Raw genomic sequence first — 16,064 nt, forward strand, 5'->3', positions numbered from 1 at the left:
GGGGCGGAGCCCCGAGATGGGGTCCAGGGGCGAAGCCCCGGCGGGGGTGCAGGGGGCGCAGCCCCCGCTCACCGCGCGGAGCGCGGTGCCGGCCCCGGGCGGAGCCCGGAAGAAACGGTGAAAGGGCGGGACCGGGGCACATCCCCCTCCGGACGCGTCCCGCAACCCGTCGTATGCTCGCCGCCATGCCCGCCCCCACCCCCACCCCCGGCGAATCCCCCGCTCCCGGCGCCGGCCGCGACCGCGGCGACGCCTGCCCCGGCGCGCTCCGGCTGCACTCCGCCGACGACGGGTCCCTGGCCCGTGTCCGGCTCCCGGGCGGGCTCCTGACGGTCCGTCAGGCCGACGAGCTGGCCGCCCTCGCGGAGGAGTTGGGCGACGGGCACCTCGACCTCACGTCCCGCGGCAACGTTCAGCTGCGCGGCCTCGCCGCGACCTGCGGCGCCGGTCTCGGCGAGCGGCTGCGCGGCGCCGGGCTGCTGCCCTCCGACCGGCACGAGCGCGTACGGAACGTCGTCGCCTCCCCGCTGTCCGGCCTGGACGGCAACGGCCGTGCGGATACCCGTACTTGGGCCCGAGCCCTGGACGCGCTGCTGTGCGCGGACCCCGCCGTGACCGCCCTCTCCGGACGCTTCCTCTTCGGTCTCGACGACGGCCGCGGCGACATCGCCGCCCTCGCGCCCGATGTGACATTGATCGCAGCGGACGAGGGCGGGGACGCCGTGCTCGGATACGGTGACGGCCCCCACGGGCTGCGGATCCCCGCCGCGGACGCGCCCCGCGCCGCCCTCCTCGCGGCCCTCCACTTCCTCGACGCGGTGCGCAGGCACGGCACCGGCTCCTGGCGCGTACGCGAACTGCCGGACCGCGAACCACTGGACCGGGACGGCGCCGCCCTGGCCGGCCGCCTCGCCGCCGCGGGCATCCCCGCCGCCCCCGCGCAGCTCCCGCCCGGGACCGCCCCGCGGCCCCCCGCACCCGGCCCGGTCCCCGGCCCGGACGGCCGCACCGCCCTGTCCGTCGGCGCGCCGCTGGGGCGGCTGACCGTCGCGCAGTGGCGGCTGCTCGCCCGCACCGCCGCCGAGCACGGTGACGGCGAACTGCGCGTGACGCCCTGGCGCGGCCTCGTCGTCCCCGGTCTGGCCGCCGCGCACGCCGGGGACCGGCTCGCGGCGCTGGCCGCGGCGGGCCTGGTGACCGACCCCGCCTCCCCGTGGCACCGGGCGGGCGCCTGCGCCGGCCGCCCCGGCTGCGCCAAGTCCCGCGCGGATGTGCGCGCCGACGCGGGCGCCGCCCTCGCGGGCGCGCGCCCTCCCCGAACGGAAACCCTGCCGGTGTACTGGTCGGGGTGCGAGCGGCGCTGCGGCCGCCCCGGCGGCGGCCGCTGGGTCGACGTCCTGGCGACCGACGACGGCTACCGGGTCGCCGTACGGGATGAAGGGCGGGACGAAGGGTGGGGTGAAGGGCGGGACGAAAGCCGTGAAACGCCTGATCCGGTACGGCCGGTGGCCCCGGACGGCCTGACGGCGGCCGTGGCCGCGGCCCGTACCTCGACGCCCGACGACCCGACGACCCGACGCCCGACGACCCGACACCCGACGACGCGTCCCCGACGACGCGACGACGCGACGACCTGACGACAAATTCCCTGAGCAAGTCCAGCTAGCGAGGCAAAGGCACAGTGTTCGACTACGACAAGGACGGCGCGTCCATCTACCGCCAGTCCTTCGCCACCATCCGCGCCGAGGCCGACCTCGGCGGCCTGCCGCCGGACGTCTCCCGGGTGGCGGTGCGCATGATCCACGCCTGCGGGATGACCGACCTGGTGAAGGACCTGGCGTACTCCCCGGACGTGGTGGCCCGCGCCCGCGGGGCCCTGCTGGCGGGCGCGCCGATCCTGTGCGACGCGAACATGGTCGCCAGCGGCGTCACCCGCAAGCGCCTCCCGGCGGACAACGAGGTGCTGTGCACCCTCGCCGACCCGGCCGTGCCGGAGCTGGCGAAGCGCATGGGCACCACACGCAGCGCCGCCGCGCTGGAGCTGTGGCGCGAGAAGCTGGACGGGGCCGTCGTGGCCGTCGGCAACGCGCCGACGGCGCTGTTCCGGCTGCTGGAGATGGTCGCGGAGGGGGCGCCCCGCCCCGCGGCCGTGCTCGGCATCCCGGTCGGCTTCATCGGCGCGGCCGAGTCCAAGGACGCGCTGGCCGCGAGCCCCCTGGGGCTGGAGTACCTGGTGGTGCGCGGACGGCGCGGCGGCAGCGCCATGGCCGCGGCCGCGATCAACGCGATAGCGAGCGAGGAAGAGTGAGCGAGAACCAGACCACGGGCCGGCTGTACGGGGTGGGGCTCGGCCCCGGCGACCCGTCGCTGATGACCGTGCGGGCCGTCGAGTGCATCGCCGCGGCCGACGTCGTCGCGTACCACAGCGCCCGGCACGGCCGCAGCATCGCGCGCTCGATCGCCGAACGCCACCTGCGCGACGGCCACATCGAGGAGGCGCTGGTCTACCCGGTCACCACGGAGACCACCGACCATCCCGGCGGCTACCGCGGGGCGATGGAGGAGTTCTACGAGGAGGCCGCCGCCCGGCTGGCCGCGCACCTGGACGCCGGGCGTTCGGTCGCGGTCCTCGCGGAGGGCGACCCGCTCTTCTACAGCTCGTACATGCACATGCACAAGCGGCTCGCGCACCGCTACCCGACGGAGGTCGTCCCGGGCGTGACCTCGGTCAGCGCCGCGGCCGCCCGGCTGGGCGAACCCCTGGTGGAGGGCGAGGAGATCCTCACCGTGCTGCCGGGCACGCTCCCGGAGGAGGAGCTCGCGGCGCGCCTCGCCGCCACCGACTCCGCGGTGGTGATGAAGCTCGGCCGCACCTTCCCGGCGGTGCGCGGCGCGCTGGAGCGGTCCGGCCGGCTGGCCGAGGCGCGGTACGTCGAGCGGGCCACGATGAGCGGCGAACGCACCGGCCGCCTCGCGGACATCGACCCGTCCTCCGTTCCGTACTTCTCGGTGGCCGTCCTGCCCAGTCGCGTCGACGCGCCCCCGGCCCCCGCCGCGCGCGGCGAGGTGGCCGTCGTCGGCCTGGGGCCCGCCGGGCCGCGGTGGCTCACCCCCGAGGCGCGCGGCGAACTGGCCGCCGCCGAGGACGTCGTGGGCTACAGCACGTACGTGGACCGCGTCCCGGTCCGCCCCGGCCAGCGCCGCCACCCCTCCGACAACAAGGTGGAGTCGGAGCGCGCCGAGTTCGCCCTCGACCTGGCCCGGCAGGGCCGCCGCGTCGCCGTCGTCTCCTCCGGCGACCCGGGCGTCTTCGCGATGGCCACGGCCGTTCTCGAGGTCGCGTCCGAGGACCCGTACCGCGAGGTGCCGGTGCGGATCGTGCCCGGCATGACCGCCGCGCACGCGGCGGCCTCCCGCGCGGGCGCGCCGCTGGGGCACGACTACGCGGTGGTGTCCCTCTCCGACCGGCTCAAGCCGTGGGAGGTCATCGCCGGCCGGCTGCGCGCCGCCGTCGCGGCCGACCTGGTCCTCGCCCTGTACAACCCCGGCTCGCGCAGCCGGATCTGGCAGGTCGGCAAGGCCCGCGACCTGCTCCTGGAGCACCGCTCCCCGCGGACGCCGGTGGTCCTCGGCCGGGACGTCGGCGGCCCGGAGGAGAGCGTGCGCGTCGTCCGGCTCGGCGAACTCGACCCGGAACAGGTGGACATGCGCACGATCCTGATCGTGGGCTCCTCCCAGACCCGGGTGGTGCGCCGGGGCGAGGGCGCCGGCGAGGAGATCGTCTGGACGCCGCGCAGGTATCCGGAGGTGTGACGGGGCGGCGGGGGCGCTGGCGGTTGTTCCGGCCAACTCCCCCGCCGTTCGCCAGCGTTCGCGATTCCGATTCCGCACATCGGGTGGTTTCGCCCCGCGGCCGGGGTGTTGCCGACGCTCCGGGTCTGTAGAACTCGTTCCCGACCGTTCACCGGACGAGGACGAAGGGCCCGCATGCCCGACGAGATTCTGCACCGCCCGCACCTGGGCGGCTTCGCCTACCGGTGCCGCGTCGTGCCCTGCCCGGGCCAACCGGCCCTGGATCCCGTGCTGTTCATCGGCGGGGCCTTCCAGGACATGTACGCCTGGCGACGGCACGAGGCGGTGCTCGCCCCGCACGCGACGGTGGTCACCGTCGACCTGCCGGGGTGGGGCGGCGCGGAGCCCCTCCCGCCGTCCTACGGCGTGGACTTCCTGGCCCGCGCCGCCGGACTGGCCATGGAGCGTGCCGGGTTCGCCCGCTGGAACCTCGTCGGCGCCTCCTACGGCGCCCTGATCGCCCACCGCCTCGTCCAGCTGCGGCCGCGCAGCGTGGTGCGCGCCGCGTTCAGCGGCATCGCGGGCAGCCCGTCCGCGGCGGAGGTCGCGACGCTGCGGGCGTGCGCGGAGCTGCTCCGGGACGGGCGGCTGGCCCGGTTCGCGGAGGAGGTCACCGCCCATCTGATGTGCGCGGACCCCGCCCGCCCGGTGCGCCGCCGCGAGGCCGTCCGCCGCGTCCTGTTCTCCCAGCTCGCCGGGGCCGCCCCCGGGACGCGGCGCAAGATGCTCGGCAACATCCAGCGCCTGTGGTCCACCCGGCTCTTCCACCCCGGCCCGCCGCCGGACGTGCCGACGCTGGTCTTCACCGGCGAGCACGACACGGTGACGCCGCCCGCCGCCGGCCGGCGGTTCGCGGCGGGCTATCCGCGGGGCGCCTTCGTCACGGTCCGGGAGGCCGACCACGTCGTGCACCTGGAACGCGACCGCGAGTACAGCGAGTTGCTCCTCGCGCACTTCCACGGCGAGGAGGCGGCCCGGCTGCCGTTCTGCCGTCCGTTCGTGCCGTCGGCGGCCGCGTGATCCGGCGCGGGTGGGCGCTGCTGCTGGCGGTGCTGCTCTGCTTTCCGCCGTGCCCCGCGCAGGCCGCGTCCGCCGGCCGCGTCATCCCCGTGGCACCGGGCGTGGCGCTGGACGCCGAGGTGTTCCCGCCCGCGCCCGGCGCCGGGCGGCATCCGCCGCTGCTGGTGATGCCCGGGGTCTGGGTCGGGGGACGGCACCTGTACGCGCGGGAGGCGCGGCGGTACGCGCGGGCCGGGTACCTGGTCGTCGCCTACTCCCCGCGCGGGTTCGGGAGTTCGACCGGGGAGGTGGGGACGGCCGGTCCCGAGGACGTCGCCGACGTGTCCGCCGTCATCGACTGGGCCGTGCGCCGGTGGTCGGCCGACCCGGGGCGCGTCGGGCTGCTCGGGCACTCCTACGGGGCCGGCATCGCGCTGCTGGGGGCCGCGGCGGATCCGCGGGTGTCCGCGGTGGTGGCGGTGAACGGCTGGGCCGAGCTGGAGGAGGCGTTCTTCACGAACGGCACCGCGCACACGGCGGCCGTCCGCTTCCAGTACTCGCTCGCCCGGCTCTTCGGGCGCCCCGGACGGGGGTTGACCCGCTTCGCCACAGGGGTCCTCGCCGGGCGGGACGACCCGAGGCTGCGCGCGTGGGCCGCGGCCCGCTCCCCGCAGCGCCGGGTGCGGGAACTCAACGCCCGGGGCACGGCGGTGTTCCTGGTGAACAACTGGAACGACACACTGCTCGCCGCCCCGAACCAGATGGCCCGCTTCTTCGAGTCGCTCACCGGCCCGAAACACCTCGAACTCCGGCCGGGCGAGCACGGCGAGGCGACGATCCACTGCCTGACGGACGCGGTCCCGCCGGCGGCGTGCGGGCGGGCGGGGCGGTGGCTGGACCGGTATGTGCGGGGCCGGGGTCCGCTGCCCGGACCTCCCCTCCTCGTACGCCCCCGGCCCGGGCCGCCGGCCGACGAACGCCACGCGAGCTGGCGGGCCATGACCGCCGGCGAGTTCGCCGCCCCCTTCCCGTCCGCCCCGCGGACGGTCCGCACCGGGCTGGACTCCGGGGCGGACGCGGGCCTGCCGGTCCTCTCCCCCGTCGCCGACAAGCGGGGCCTGCCGCCGGTGGCCGTCCTGCCCCTGCTGCCGCCGGGGACCGCCGCGCGCTGGGAGACGTCTCCCGCGCGGCACGCGGTCCGCGGCGCGCCGCGCCTGCGGATCCGCGTGACGCCGTCCGCGCCGGAGGGCACGTTCTTCGCGTACCTCTACGACGTGGGGCCGCCCGGGGTCGGCCGGCTGATCAGCCATGTGCCCGTGACCTTCCGGAACCGCGCGGCGGGACGGCCGTTCACCGCGGAGACGGAGATGACCGCCACGGCGTACGACATCCCGCCCGGCCACCGGCTCGGGCTCGTCGCCGACACGGTGGACCCCCTGTACGCGCAGCGCAATCCGGCGGGGGCTCGGATCGCCTTCGACGGCCCCCGGCTGACCGTGCCGTTCGGCGGCGCGCCCCTCCGGTGACTACGCCCGGCCCGCGGCCAGATCCATCAGCCGGGACAGGACCCGCTCACCGTCGGCGCGGATCCCGTCGTGCTCCCACTCGTTGGTGACCCAGGTCCGCACCGACCCGACCTCGCGCGCGGTGCGCAGGGAGAGCTCGGCGTCCACGTAGATGTCGTCGTGGTAGACGACCGCCGCGACCGGGACGTCGTTGGCGGCGAGCCGCGCCGGGTCGTACAGCGGCTGCCAGGAGTCCCGGTGCGCCAGCAGGTCGGCGGCCCCGGCGAACGGCCGCAGGCCGGCGATCTCCCGGAACATCCAGGGGAAGACCATCTCGGCGGTGAGCAGCAGCGGGTCCGCGTCCTCGGCGAACTCCGCCCGGTTCGCCAGGGCCCGGGAGGCCGCCCAGGCCGTGGGCGTCCGGCCCTGTCCGTAGAGGGGCTCCTGGAGGACGGCGTACAGCGGGTTGTCGGTGAACCCGGTCAGGGCCGCCACCTGGTGGAGGAAGGTGTCGGTGGGCTCGCCGTCCGCGTCCAGGGCCTCGTCGAGCAGCCAGTGCAGGCGCTCGAAGCCGTCGCCCATGCCGAGGCACAGGCCGAGGCTCCGCAGCCGGCGGACGGTGAGCCGGTCCCCGTCGGGCAGGCGCACCTCGCGGGCGGCGAGCAGGCCGGCGAGGCGGCGCAGGAGGCGGGCGTCGTCCGGGTAGCGGTCGTAGTGCTCCAGGACCCGGTCGCGCACCCGCGGGTACGTGCGGGCGTAGACGTCGTCGGCGGTGGCGGTCAGGCCGGGCAGGCCGCCCGCTATGTAGCAGGCGCGCAGTCCGTGCGGTGCCATGGAGAGGTAGGTCAGGGTGAGGAAGCCGCCATAGCTCTGGCCGAGCGTCTCCCAGGGCTCGTCGCCGCACAGCCGGCGGCGGATGTGCTCGGCGTCCGCGACGATGGAGTCCGCCCGGAAGTGGGTGAGGTACGCGGCGAGCCGGGCGGGGTCGGTGAAGCGGGCGGCCGCGCGGGCGGTGACCGGGGTGGAGCGGCCGGTGCCGCGCTGGTCGAGCAGCAGGACGCGGTGGGTCCGCAGCGCCCGGTCCAGCCAGCTCGGCGAACCGGCGGACGGGCGGGGGGACTTGCCGCCGGGGCCGCCCTGGAGGAACAGCAGCCAGGGCAGCTTCTCGTCCGCGCGGGCCGGGTCGGCGACCTCGCGGGCGAAGACCTGGATGCGGGGTCCGGAGGGCGAGGAGTGGTCCAGGGGGACGTCGAAGACGTGGTCGCGGCAGGCGTAGGCGGGGTTCACGGGTTCGTGGGCTCTCTTTCGTCGTTCTGCGCCCGTGGGGAGCGCGTGCGTGCTTTCACGGGGTGCCGGGGGCGCTCACCGGGTCGCCGAGGGGCCTGTGCCCCGGCGGTCGCCGGGGCGGCGCCCGGTGCGGGCCCGCGCCCACTCCGCCGCCTGAGCCACGCTCCCCGCCGGCCGCACGCCCTCCGGCAGCGGGGGCCGCCGGACCACCACCACCGGGATCCCGGCCTCCCGCGCGGCCACCAGCTTCGCCGCCGTCGCCTCCGCCCCGCTGTCCTTGGTCACCAGGACGTCGATGCGGTGGCGGCGCAGCAGTTCGCGCTCGCCCTCGACCGTGAAGGGGCCCCGGGCCAGCAGGACCTCCATGCGGGGCGGCACCGGCGGAAGGGGGGCGTCCACGGAGCGGGCGAGGAACCACATACCCTCTAGGTGCGCGAACGCGCCGAGCCCCATCCGCCCGGTGGTCAGGAAGACCCGCTCGCCGAGCGAAGGCAGCACCTCCGCCGCCTCCGCCAGCGAGTCCACGGACCGCCAGTCGTCGCCGGGACCCGCGACCCACCCGGGACGGCGGAGGGCGAGCAGGGGAACATGGACCTCGGCGGCGGCCTTCGCCGCGTTGGAACTGATCGTGTCGGCGAAAGGATGCGTGGCGTCGATGAGCGCGTCGACGTGCTGCTCGCGCAGCCACCGGGCCAGGCCCTCCGGCCCCCCGAACCCCCCGATCCGCACCTGCCCCGGCGGCAGCCGCGGCTCGGCGACGCGCCCGGCGAGGGAACTGGTCACGCGCAGGCCCGGATCGGCGTCCAGCAGGGCCGCGAGCCGCCGGGCCTCCGTCGTACCGCCCAGGATGAGGACATGGGGGCGCTCGCTCACGCTCCGCCTTTCACAACGTTCACCACACCGTCGGGACCGCCGCGGGAGCGCGGCGGCGTGACGGAGACGAAAGCATCGGGCGGGCGTTCGGCGCAACTCGCGCACACCGGGCTGCGGCACGGCTGGACGACGGGGGCGTGCGCGACGGCCGCGACCACCGCCGCGTACACGGCGCTGCTCACCGGCGAGTTCCCCGACCCGGTGACGATCACGCTGCCCAAGGGCCAGACGCCGGCCTTCGCGCTCGCCGCGGAGGAGCTGGCCGGCGGCCGGGCGATGGCCGGCATAGTGAAGGACGCGGGCGACGACCCGGACGTCACCCACGGCGCCCTGATCCGCGCCACGGTACGGATCCTGCCGCCCGGCTCCGGCGTGGTCTTCCGGGCCGGCCCGGGCGTGGGCACGGTCACCCGCCCCGGCCTGCCGCTGCCCGTCGGCGAGCCGGCGATCAACCCCGTCCCCCGCCGGATGATGACCGACCACGTCGCCGAGGCCGCCGCCCGGCACGGCGGCACGGGCGACGTGGAGATCACGGTCTCGGTGGACCACGGCGAGGAGATCGCCCGCTCCACCTGGAACGGCCGCCTGGGCATCCTCGGCGGGATCTCCATCCTGGGCACGACGGGCATCGTCGTCCCCTACTCCTGCTCGGCCTGGATCGACAGCATCCGGCGCGGCGTGGACGTGGCCCGCGCGGCGGGCCGCACGCACGTGGCGGGGTGCACGGGCTCGACGTCGGAGAAGGTCGCGGTGGCCGTGCACGGCCTGCCCGAGGACGCGCTGCTCGACATGGGCGACTTCGCGGGCGCCGTGCTGAAGTACATCCGCCGCCACCCGGTGGACCGGCTGACCGTGGCGGGCGGCTTCGCGAAGCTCTCGAAGCTGGCCGCCGGCCATCTGGACCTGCACTCCTCCCGCTCGCAGGTCGACAAGGGCTTCCTCGCCGAACTGGCCCGCCGCGGCGGGGCGGACGAGGGGCTGGCGGCGGAAGTGGCCGCCGCCAACACCGGCCTGGACGCCCTCCAGCGCTGCGCCGCGCGCGGCGTCCCGCTCGGCGACCTGGTCGCCGCGACGGCGCGCGACGAGGCGCTGGCCGTGCTGCGCGGCGCCCCGGTGGCCGTGGACGTGATCTGCATCGACCGGGCGGGCACGATCGTCGGCCGCGCCGACCCGCGCGGCCCCTCCTGGAAGGACCGATGACCCGAACCATGCGCATCGACCGTCTCGACCACCTCGTCCTGACCGTGGCCGACCTCGACGTGACCGTCGGCTTCTACACCCGCGTCCTCGGCATGACCCCGGTGACCTTCAAGGGCGGCCGCCGGGCCCTCGCCTTCGGCCACAGCAAGATCAACCTGCATGAGGCGGGCCACGAGTTCGAGCCGAAGGCCCACCGCCCGACGCCGGGCAGCGCGGACTTGTGCCTCGTCGTGGACGAACCGCTGGAGACGGTCGCCGCCGAACTGGCCCGGCACGGCGTGCCGGTGGTGGAGGGCCCGGTCGAACGCACCGGCGCCGGGGGCCCGATCGTCAGCGTCTACGTACGCGACCCCGACGACAACCTCATCGAGCTGAGCAACTACGTCAGTTGAGCCCGGGCCGCTTCCACGACCGCCTTGGCCCCGCCGATCCCACCGGCCTCGTCCGGCCGGAGGAACGCGGCCCGCGGACTGCTCGCCGGAAGAGGCCGGCCAGTTCCCGGGCCCGGTCCGGCCGGGCGCTGCCCCGGCGTTCGAGCTCCGCCGGGGCCGCCCGGCCTCGTTCCCGGCTCGCACCGGCCGTCGAGGCGCCCGGGCGGCCGGAGGAAGAGCCGGACGCCGGCCCGGTCACCGGAGAGCACCGGCGAGCACTCGAACGGGGCGGTGTGCCGGACGTCTTCCGGGGCGTCGGTGCCGCGCGAGGTCCGGTGGCACCGGCCGTCGAGGAGCACCGGCACGGCCTCCTCGGCCGCCGCGGGGAAACGCGGCCCCGGGCCGAGGACGTCCCCCAGGTACCGCAGGCCGCCGACGGCCTGTTCGGCGAAGGACGGCCGAGGGGGCCCGGCGGACTGATGCTCGGACGGGTCACCCCCACGAGGGGTGAAGGCCGCCCTCCCGTGCGCTGTCCGGGTGACGCGGCATCTCCGCCCGGCCACCCGACCCGGAAATCCGGAAGCGTTCGTTCCGTCACGACCACCCCCCGTTCACTCCACCCCCGGAGGCCGAGATGAGGCGCTTCACCCTGCCCAGGTTCCCCGCCCTGGCCGCGTCCACCGTGCTCGCCCTGGCGCTGACCGCCACCGCCGCGCAGGGCCACGACGCACCGGCGCCGGAGCCCGGGCGCGGCGTACGGGCGGTCCACGACCAGCACTTCGGGCCCAAGGTGGCGGTGCCGCCGGGCGCGACCGCCCGGGCCACCGTGCACTGCCCGCACGGCGAGACGCCCACCGGCGGGGGCGGCGCGGGCAGCGACGGCGTCCTCCTCGTGGGCTCGACGACCCACGGGGGCGACGACTGGACGGTCCGGGGCTTCAACAGCTCGGACGACGCCCCCGGCACGCTCACCCCGTTCGTGGTCTGCGCGCCGGAGGGCACCCGCTTCGGGGGCAACGGCCCGCAGACCACCCTGGCACCGGGGGTGAACGGCTCGGTGAGCAACTCCTGTCCCCTGGGCGAGGCGGTCGCCGGCGGGGGCTGGGACACCACCGGCGACCGGGTGTTCGTCACCCAGGGCGTCGCCACCGGCGACACGTGGACGGTCCGCGGCGCCAACCGGACCGGTGACGGCCAGGGCCCGTCCGTCACCCTGATGTGCTCGGACCGCCCGCACTCCCAGCACCTGAGCCGCCAGGTCGTCCTCAAGCCCGGGCAGACCGCCAGTGCCACGGCCCACTGCCCGGGCGACGAGGTGCCGACCGGGGGCGGTGGCACCGCCCGGGACGACACCTTCCTCAGCGGCTCGGCGGGCACCGCCGACGGCCGCGGGTGGGAGACCCGGGCGACCAACACCGGCACCGCGGTGCAGACGCTGTTCGCCCAGGTGATCTGCGCGGCCCCCTGACCGGGGGCTCAGGCCCGGACGACGGGCTCCTGCAGCTCGGTCACCCAGCCCGCCTCGTCGTCCGGGCACTCCAGGTAGAGCTCCCGGGCGTACCCCACGGAACGGAAGCCCCCGTCGTCGATCCAGCGGGCCAGCGCCTGGGCCGTCGGCAGCACGTCGTCCATCGGGCCGCGGTGGACGACGGTGGCGGCGGCCCCGACGGCCGGCAGGTCCACGACCGCGCAGCCGTGCCCGTCGCCCGGGGCCACCGGCACCGCCGCGTGGACGACGACACCGCCCCGCCCGTCGCCGGCGTCCTCGTAGTACGCGATCGACGGGCCCGTCGCCGCCACGCCCGCCTCCGCCAGCCGGCGGTCCACCTCCGCGAACAGCGGGTTGATCACCGGGCCGATGTCCTCCGGCCGGTAACCGGCCGCGACCGCGGTGAGTTCGGCCACCCGGACCGCCGGGAGGCTCTTGACCACGATCTCGTGGTTGCTCATGGTTCCCTCGCTCTCGATGCTGCGGAGCCTCGCCTCGACCCGGGCCAGCCGGTGCGCCGCCGCGGCGGCCGCCGCCTCCAGCTCGGCGCGGCGCAGCCGCAGCATGCCGCGCAGCTCCTCCGTGCCGACCTCCTCGTCCACGATCGCCCGGACCTGCTGCAGGGTGAAGCCGAGGTCCTTGAGGGCGATGACGCGGTTGAGGCGGGTGAGCTGGGCGGCCTCGTAGAACCGGTAGCCGCTGGCGGGGTCCACCCGGGCCGGGCGCAGCAGCCCCAGGGCGTCGTAGTGCCGCAGCATGCGGACCGATACGCGGCCGTGCCGGGCGAAATCTCCGATGGTGAACATGGTTCCCTCACCCCATCGCCTGACACGGTGTCAGGGTCAAGCGCCCCGGCCGCCGCGTGTGCGGGCGCGCACGGCCCGCCGTAGCCTGGAGGGTGGACAGGCCCGTACGGGGGGTACGGAGGTGATTCCCGTGCAGCATGTGGCCGGATGGCATGTGGAAGTCGAGTTCGACGAGGATGAGCGTCACGCCCGTGCCGCCGCGATGCTGCGGCTGCGGGACGGCACGGAGCTGAGGGCCAGGGGCCAGGCGGCCCGGCACCCCGACGACCCGGGCGAGCCCCGGGTGGGCGAGGAGCTGGCGGGCGCCCGGGCGCTGGAGAGCCTGGCGGAACAGCTCACGGAGAAGGGCCGGCACGAGGCGCACGACCTGCGGAGGGCCGGGGCGGCGTAGCGGCCGCTGCCCGCCGGGCAGAAGGGTAGGGCCGCTCAGGCCCCCGCGTCGCAGGGCGCGTGGGTGCGGTCACGCGTGGTCGAGTAAAGGTGACTGTCGGGGAACTGTTCCGCGGCCAGCGTGCGGCCCACGATGATCACGGCCGTGCGGACGACGCCGGCCTCGCGCACCCGCTGGGCGATGTCGTCGAGGGTGCCGCGCAGCACCAGCTCGTCGGGCCGGCTGGCCATGGCGACGACGGCGGCCGGGCAGTCGGCGCCGTAGTGCGGCAGCAGTTCGGCGACGACGCGGTCGGCGTAGCGCGTGGCCAGGTGCAGGACGAGCAGGGCGCCGCTGCGGCCCAGGGTGGCGAGGTCCTCGCCGGGCGGCATCGGCGTCGCCTGCTGGGCGATGCGCGTGAGGATCACGGTCTGGCCGACGGTCGGCACGGTCAGCTCGCGGCCGAGCGCGGCCGCCGCCGCGGCGAAGGCCGGGACGCCGGGGACGATCTCGTACGGGATGCCGTGCGCGTCCAGGCGGCGCATCTGCTCGGCGACGGCGCTGAAGACGGACGGGTCGCCGGAGTGCAGCCGTGCGACGTCGTGCCCCTCCTTGTGGGCCCGGACGAACTCGGCCGTGATCGCGTCCAGGTCCAGCTGGGCGGTGTCGACGAGCCGGGCGCCGGGCGGGCACTCGTCGAGGAGGTCGCGGGGGACGAGGCTGCCGGCGTAGAGGCAGACGCCGCACCGGGCGAGCGTCCGGGCGCCGCGCACCGTGATCAGGTCGGCGGCGCCGGGACCGGCGCCGATGAAGTACACGGTCATGGCTGCGAATCTCCTTGTGCGGGGGCCGGCTTGACGACGGACCACTGGGTCACCGGCATGGCCTGCCGCCAGCCGGTGAACCCGCCGACGGGGACGGCGTGGGCGACGGCGAGCCGGGTGAGCTCGCCGCCGTGCCGCCGGTGCCGCTCGGCGAGCAGGGCCTCGGACTCGAGGGTGACGGTGTTGGCGACGAGCCGGCCGCCGGCGGGCAGGGCGGCCCAGCAGGCGTCGAGCAGGCCGGGCGCGGTGAGCCCGCCGCCGATGAAGACGGCGTCGGGCACGGGCAGCCCGGCGAGCGCGGCGGGCGCGGCACCGGTGACGACGCGCAGGGCGGGGACGCCGAGGGCGGCGGCGTTGCGCTCGATACGCCCGGCGCGGACGAGGTCGCGCTCGACGGCGACGGCCCGGCAGGAGCGGTGGGCGCGCATCCACTCGATGCCGATCGAGCCGGAGCCGCCGCCGACGTCCCACAGGAGTTCGCCGGGGGCGGGGGCGAGGGCGGCGAGCGTCGCGGCGCGTATGTGACGCTTCGTCAACTGGCCGTCGTTCTCGAAGCATTCGTCCGGGAGTCCGGGCACGAGCGACAGCCGGGGCGCGTCCGGCGCGGGCCGGCATTCGACGGCGACGACGTTGAGCGGGTCACCGGCGGGGCGGTCCCAGTCCTCGGCGGTGCCGTCGTGACGGGCTTCACGGTCGGAGCCGAGCTGCTCCAGGACCGTCATCCGGCTCGGGCCGAAGCCGCGCTCGCGCAGCAGCGCGGCGATCTCCGCGGGCGTGCCGGCCCCGGCGCTGAGCAGCAGCAGCCGATGCCCGTCGTGCAGGGCGGCGCCGACCGCGGCGAGCGGACGCCCGACGAGGCTGACGACCTCCGTCTCCTCCAGCGGCCAGCCGAGGCGGGCGCAGGCGTACGAGGCGGACGACGGGTGCGGCAGCACCCGCAGCCGGTCCGGGCCCAGCTCCTCCGCCAGCGCCCGCCCGATGCCGAAGAACATCGGGTCGCCGCTGGCCAGGACGCACATCCGGCGGCCTTCATGCGCCGCGAGCAGTCCCGGCACGGCGGGCCGCAGCGGCGACGGCCAGGCCACGCGCTCGGCCGCGCAGTCGGGCGGCAGCAGGGCAAGCTGGCGGGGGCCCGCGACGACGACCTCCGCCGCGCGCAGCGCCTCCCGCGCGCCGGGCGCCAGTCCGGGCCACCCGTCGGCGCCGATGCCTACGACGGTCACGGGGGCGTGGGTCACGGAGATCCTCGGGCAGGTGGCGAGTGACTGGACAGGAGCACGGAAACTCTACTGACCTGCGGGGACGGCCCGACACCCGGCACCTTGTTGCGTATCATGTGCATTTACGAGTGATGGGCAGGAGGCGCGTCGTGGGGCGTTCACCGGTGGTGCTGGGTATCGAGTCGTCCTGTGACGAGACCGGCGCCGGGCTGGTCCGGGACGGGAAGCTGCTGGGGCACGCGGTGGCGTCCAGCATGGACGAGCACGCCCGCTTCGGCGGCGTCGTCCCCGAGATCGCGGCCCGCGCGCACGTCCACGCGGCGACGCCCGTCGTCCGGCAGGCGCTGGCCGAGGCCGGTCTGGACATGGGTGATATCGGCGCGGTCGCGGTGACTACCGGGCCGGGGCTCTCCGGCGCCCTCCAGGTCGGGGTCGCGGCGGCGAAGGGCATCGCGTACTCGCTGGGCGTGCCGCTGTACGGCGTCCACCACCTGGCCGGGCACGTGGCGGCCGACACCCTGGAGCACGGGCCGCTGCCCGACCCGTGCGTGGTGCTGATCGTCTCCGGCGGCCACACGTCGCTGCTGCTGGTACGGGATCTGGCCCGTGACCCGATCGTGCACCTCGGCGACACGCTCGACGATGCGGCGGGCGAGTGCTTCGACAAGGTCGCGCGGGTCTTCGGCCTGCCCTACCCCGGCGGTCCGGCCGTCGACCGGGCCGCGCGGGACGGCGACCCGCGCGCGGTCGCCTTCCCGCGCCCCATGACCGGCCCGCGGGACGACCCGTACGCCTTCTCCTTCTCCGGCCTGAAGACGGCCGCGGCCCGCTGGGCCGAGCAGCACCGCGCGGCCGGGCGCCCGCTGCCCGTCGCGGACGGCGCCGCCTCGCTCCAGGAGGCCGTGGCCGACGTCCTGACCCGCAAGGCGGTCGCCGCCTGCGCCGAGCACGGCGTGGGCACGCTCGTCGTGGTCGGCGGCGTCGCGGCCAACTCCCGCGTGCGGGCCCTGGCGGAGGAGCGCTGCGCCGCCGCGGGCATCGAACTGCGGGTGCCGCCGCTGCGGCTGTGCACGGACAACGGGGCGATGATCGCGGCGGTGGGCGACCTGCTGGTACGGGCGGGGGCGGAGCCGGCGCGACTGGATGTGTCGATCGACCCGTCGGCGCCGCTGGAGTATGCGGCGCTGCACCCGGTGGGTAGGTAGGGGGTTACGCCCCCGGCCCGCCCTTTCACCGTTTCTTCCGGGGCTCCGCCCCTCGGCCCGGCA

The 16,064-nt window shown here is 76.4% G+C and carries 15 protein-coding genes; 10 read left to right on the plus strand and 5 right to left on the minus strand.

The genetic code is table 11. The annotated features are described in order from the left end of the window. The first annotated feature begins 185 nt into the window (after positions 1 to 185). From cobG to I5Q34_RS24190, 5 genes are all read left to right on the plus strand, one after another. Entirely contained in the window at positions 186 to 1,637 is a 1,452-nt protein-coding gene (gene cobG / locus I5Q34_RS24170; protein WP_234429449.1) for a precorrin-3B synthase, read from the plus strand. A 44-nt stretch (positions 1,638 to 1,681) separates the two neighbouring features. Continuing rightward, the gene (locus I5Q34_RS24175) at positions 1,682 to 2,308 is read left to right on the plus strand and encodes a precorrin-8X methylmutase (RefSeq protein ID WP_199894497.1); all 627 of its coding nucleotides are present in this window, start codon (positions 1,682 to 1,684) and stop codon (positions 2,306 to 2,308) included. Next, positions 2,305 to 3,813 carry a precorrin-2 C(20)-methyltransferase gene (locus I5Q34_RS24180; protein ID WP_199894498.1) on the plus strand — a complete coding sequence of 503 codons (1,509 nt, stop codon included), beginning with the start codon at positions 2,305 to 2,307 and terminating at the stop codon, positions 3,811 to 3,813. Before I5Q34_RS24175 ends, I5Q34_RS24180 begins: the two co-directional genes overlap by 4 nt. Positions 3,814 to 3,987: 174 nt before the next feature. Continuing rightward, entirely contained in the window at positions 3,988 to 4,872 is an 885-nt protein-coding gene (locus I5Q34_RS24185; protein WP_199894499.1) for an alpha/beta fold hydrolase, read from the plus strand. Further along, on the plus strand, positions 4,869 to 6,377 hold the full coding sequence (locus tag I5Q34_RS24190; protein ID WP_199894500.1) for an alpha/beta fold hydrolase: 1,509 nt from the start codon (positions 4,869 to 4,871) through the stop codon (positions 6,375 to 6,377). Before I5Q34_RS24185 ends, I5Q34_RS24190 begins: the two co-directional genes overlap by 4 nt. Here I5Q34_RS24190 and I5Q34_RS24195 read toward each other — a convergent pair whose 3' ends face one another. Further along, complete coding sequence (locus tag I5Q34_RS24195; RefSeq protein WP_199894501.1) at positions 6,378 to 7,643, minus strand: alpha/beta fold hydrolase; 1,266 nt, start codon at positions 7,641 to 7,643, stop codon at positions 6,378 to 6,380. A 75-nt stretch (positions 7,644 to 7,718) separates the two neighbouring features. Further along, on the minus strand, positions 7,719 to 8,516 hold the full coding sequence (locus I5Q34_RS24200) for a cobalt-precorrin-6A reductase (RefSeq protein ID WP_199894502.1): 798 nt from the start codon (positions 8,514 to 8,516) through the stop codon (positions 7,719 to 7,721). 57 nt (positions 8,517 to 8,573) lie between these two features. On the opposite strand from I5Q34_RS24200, the gene I5Q34_RS24205 reads away from it, so the two are divergent. From I5Q34_RS24205 to I5Q34_RS24215, 3 genes are all read left to right on the plus strand, one after another. Next, on the plus strand, positions 8,574 to 9,716 hold the full coding sequence (locus tag I5Q34_RS24205) for a cobalt-precorrin-5B (C(1))-methyltransferase (RefSeq protein ID WP_199894503.1): 1,143 nt from the start codon (positions 8,574 to 8,576) through the stop codon (positions 9,714 to 9,716). Then, positions 9,713 to 10,108: a VOC family protein gene (locus I5Q34_RS24210; RefSeq protein WP_234429450.1), complete on the plus strand. Its 396-nt coding sequence runs from the start codon at positions 9,713 to 9,715 to the stop codon at positions 10,106 to 10,108. Before I5Q34_RS24205 ends, I5Q34_RS24210 begins: the two co-directional genes overlap by 4 nt. 613 nt (positions 10,109 to 10,721) lie before the next feature. Continuing rightward, on the plus strand, positions 10,722 to 11,555 hold the full coding sequence (locus I5Q34_RS24215; protein ID WP_199894504.1) for a hypothetical protein: 834 nt from the start codon (positions 10,722 to 10,724) through the stop codon (positions 11,553 to 11,555). An 8-nt stretch (positions 11,556 to 11,563) separates the two neighbouring features. Here the strand turns inward: I5Q34_RS24215 and I5Q34_RS24220 are convergent, their stop codons facing one another. Then, on the minus strand, positions 11,564 to 12,382 hold the full coding sequence (locus I5Q34_RS24220) for a MerR family transcriptional regulator (protein ID WP_199894505.1): 819 nt from the start codon (positions 12,380 to 12,382) through the stop codon (positions 11,564 to 11,566). A gap of 130 nt (positions 12,383 to 12,512) precedes the next feature. On the opposite strand from I5Q34_RS24220, the gene I5Q34_RS24225 reads away from it, so the two are divergent. Next, on the plus strand, positions 12,513 to 12,773 hold the full coding sequence (locus tag I5Q34_RS24225) for a dsRBD fold-containing protein (RefSeq protein WP_199894506.1): 261 nt from the start codon (positions 12,513 to 12,515) through the stop codon (positions 12,771 to 12,773). A 35-nt stretch (positions 12,774 to 12,808) separates the two neighbouring features. Here the strand turns inward: I5Q34_RS24225 and cobM are convergent, their stop codons facing one another. Both cobM and cbiE read right to left on the minus strand, forming a co-directional pair. Further along, positions 12,809 to 13,576, minus strand: a complete 768-nt coding sequence (cobM, locus tag I5Q34_RS24230) for a precorrin-4 C(11)-methyltransferase (RefSeq protein WP_199894507.1) — start codon at positions 13,574 to 13,576, stop codon at positions 12,809 to 12,811. After that, positions 13,573 to 14,814, minus strand: a complete 1,242-nt coding sequence (gene cbiE, locus I5Q34_RS24235) for a precorrin-6y C5,15-methyltransferase (decarboxylating) subunit CbiE (protein ID WP_374193054.1) — start codon at positions 14,812 to 14,814, stop codon at positions 13,573 to 13,575. Before cbiE ends, cobM begins: the two co-directional genes overlap by 4 nt. Positions 14,815 to 14,960: 146 nt before the next feature. On the opposite strand from cbiE, the gene tsaD reads away from it, so the two are divergent. Continuing rightward, entirely contained in the window at positions 14,961 to 16,001 is a 1,041-nt protein-coding gene (tsaD, locus tag I5Q34_RS24240; RefSeq protein WP_374193055.1) for a tRNA (adenosine(37)-N6)-threonylcarbamoyltransferase complex transferase subunit TsaD, read from the plus strand. Positions 16,002 to 16,064 lie beyond the last annotated feature (63 nt).

Origin of the sequence: Streptomyces sp. AV19, from assembly GCF_015999245.1 — a bacterium.
Classification (GTDB): Bacteria; Actinomycetota; Actinomycetes; order Streptomycetales; family Streptomycetaceae; genus Streptomyces.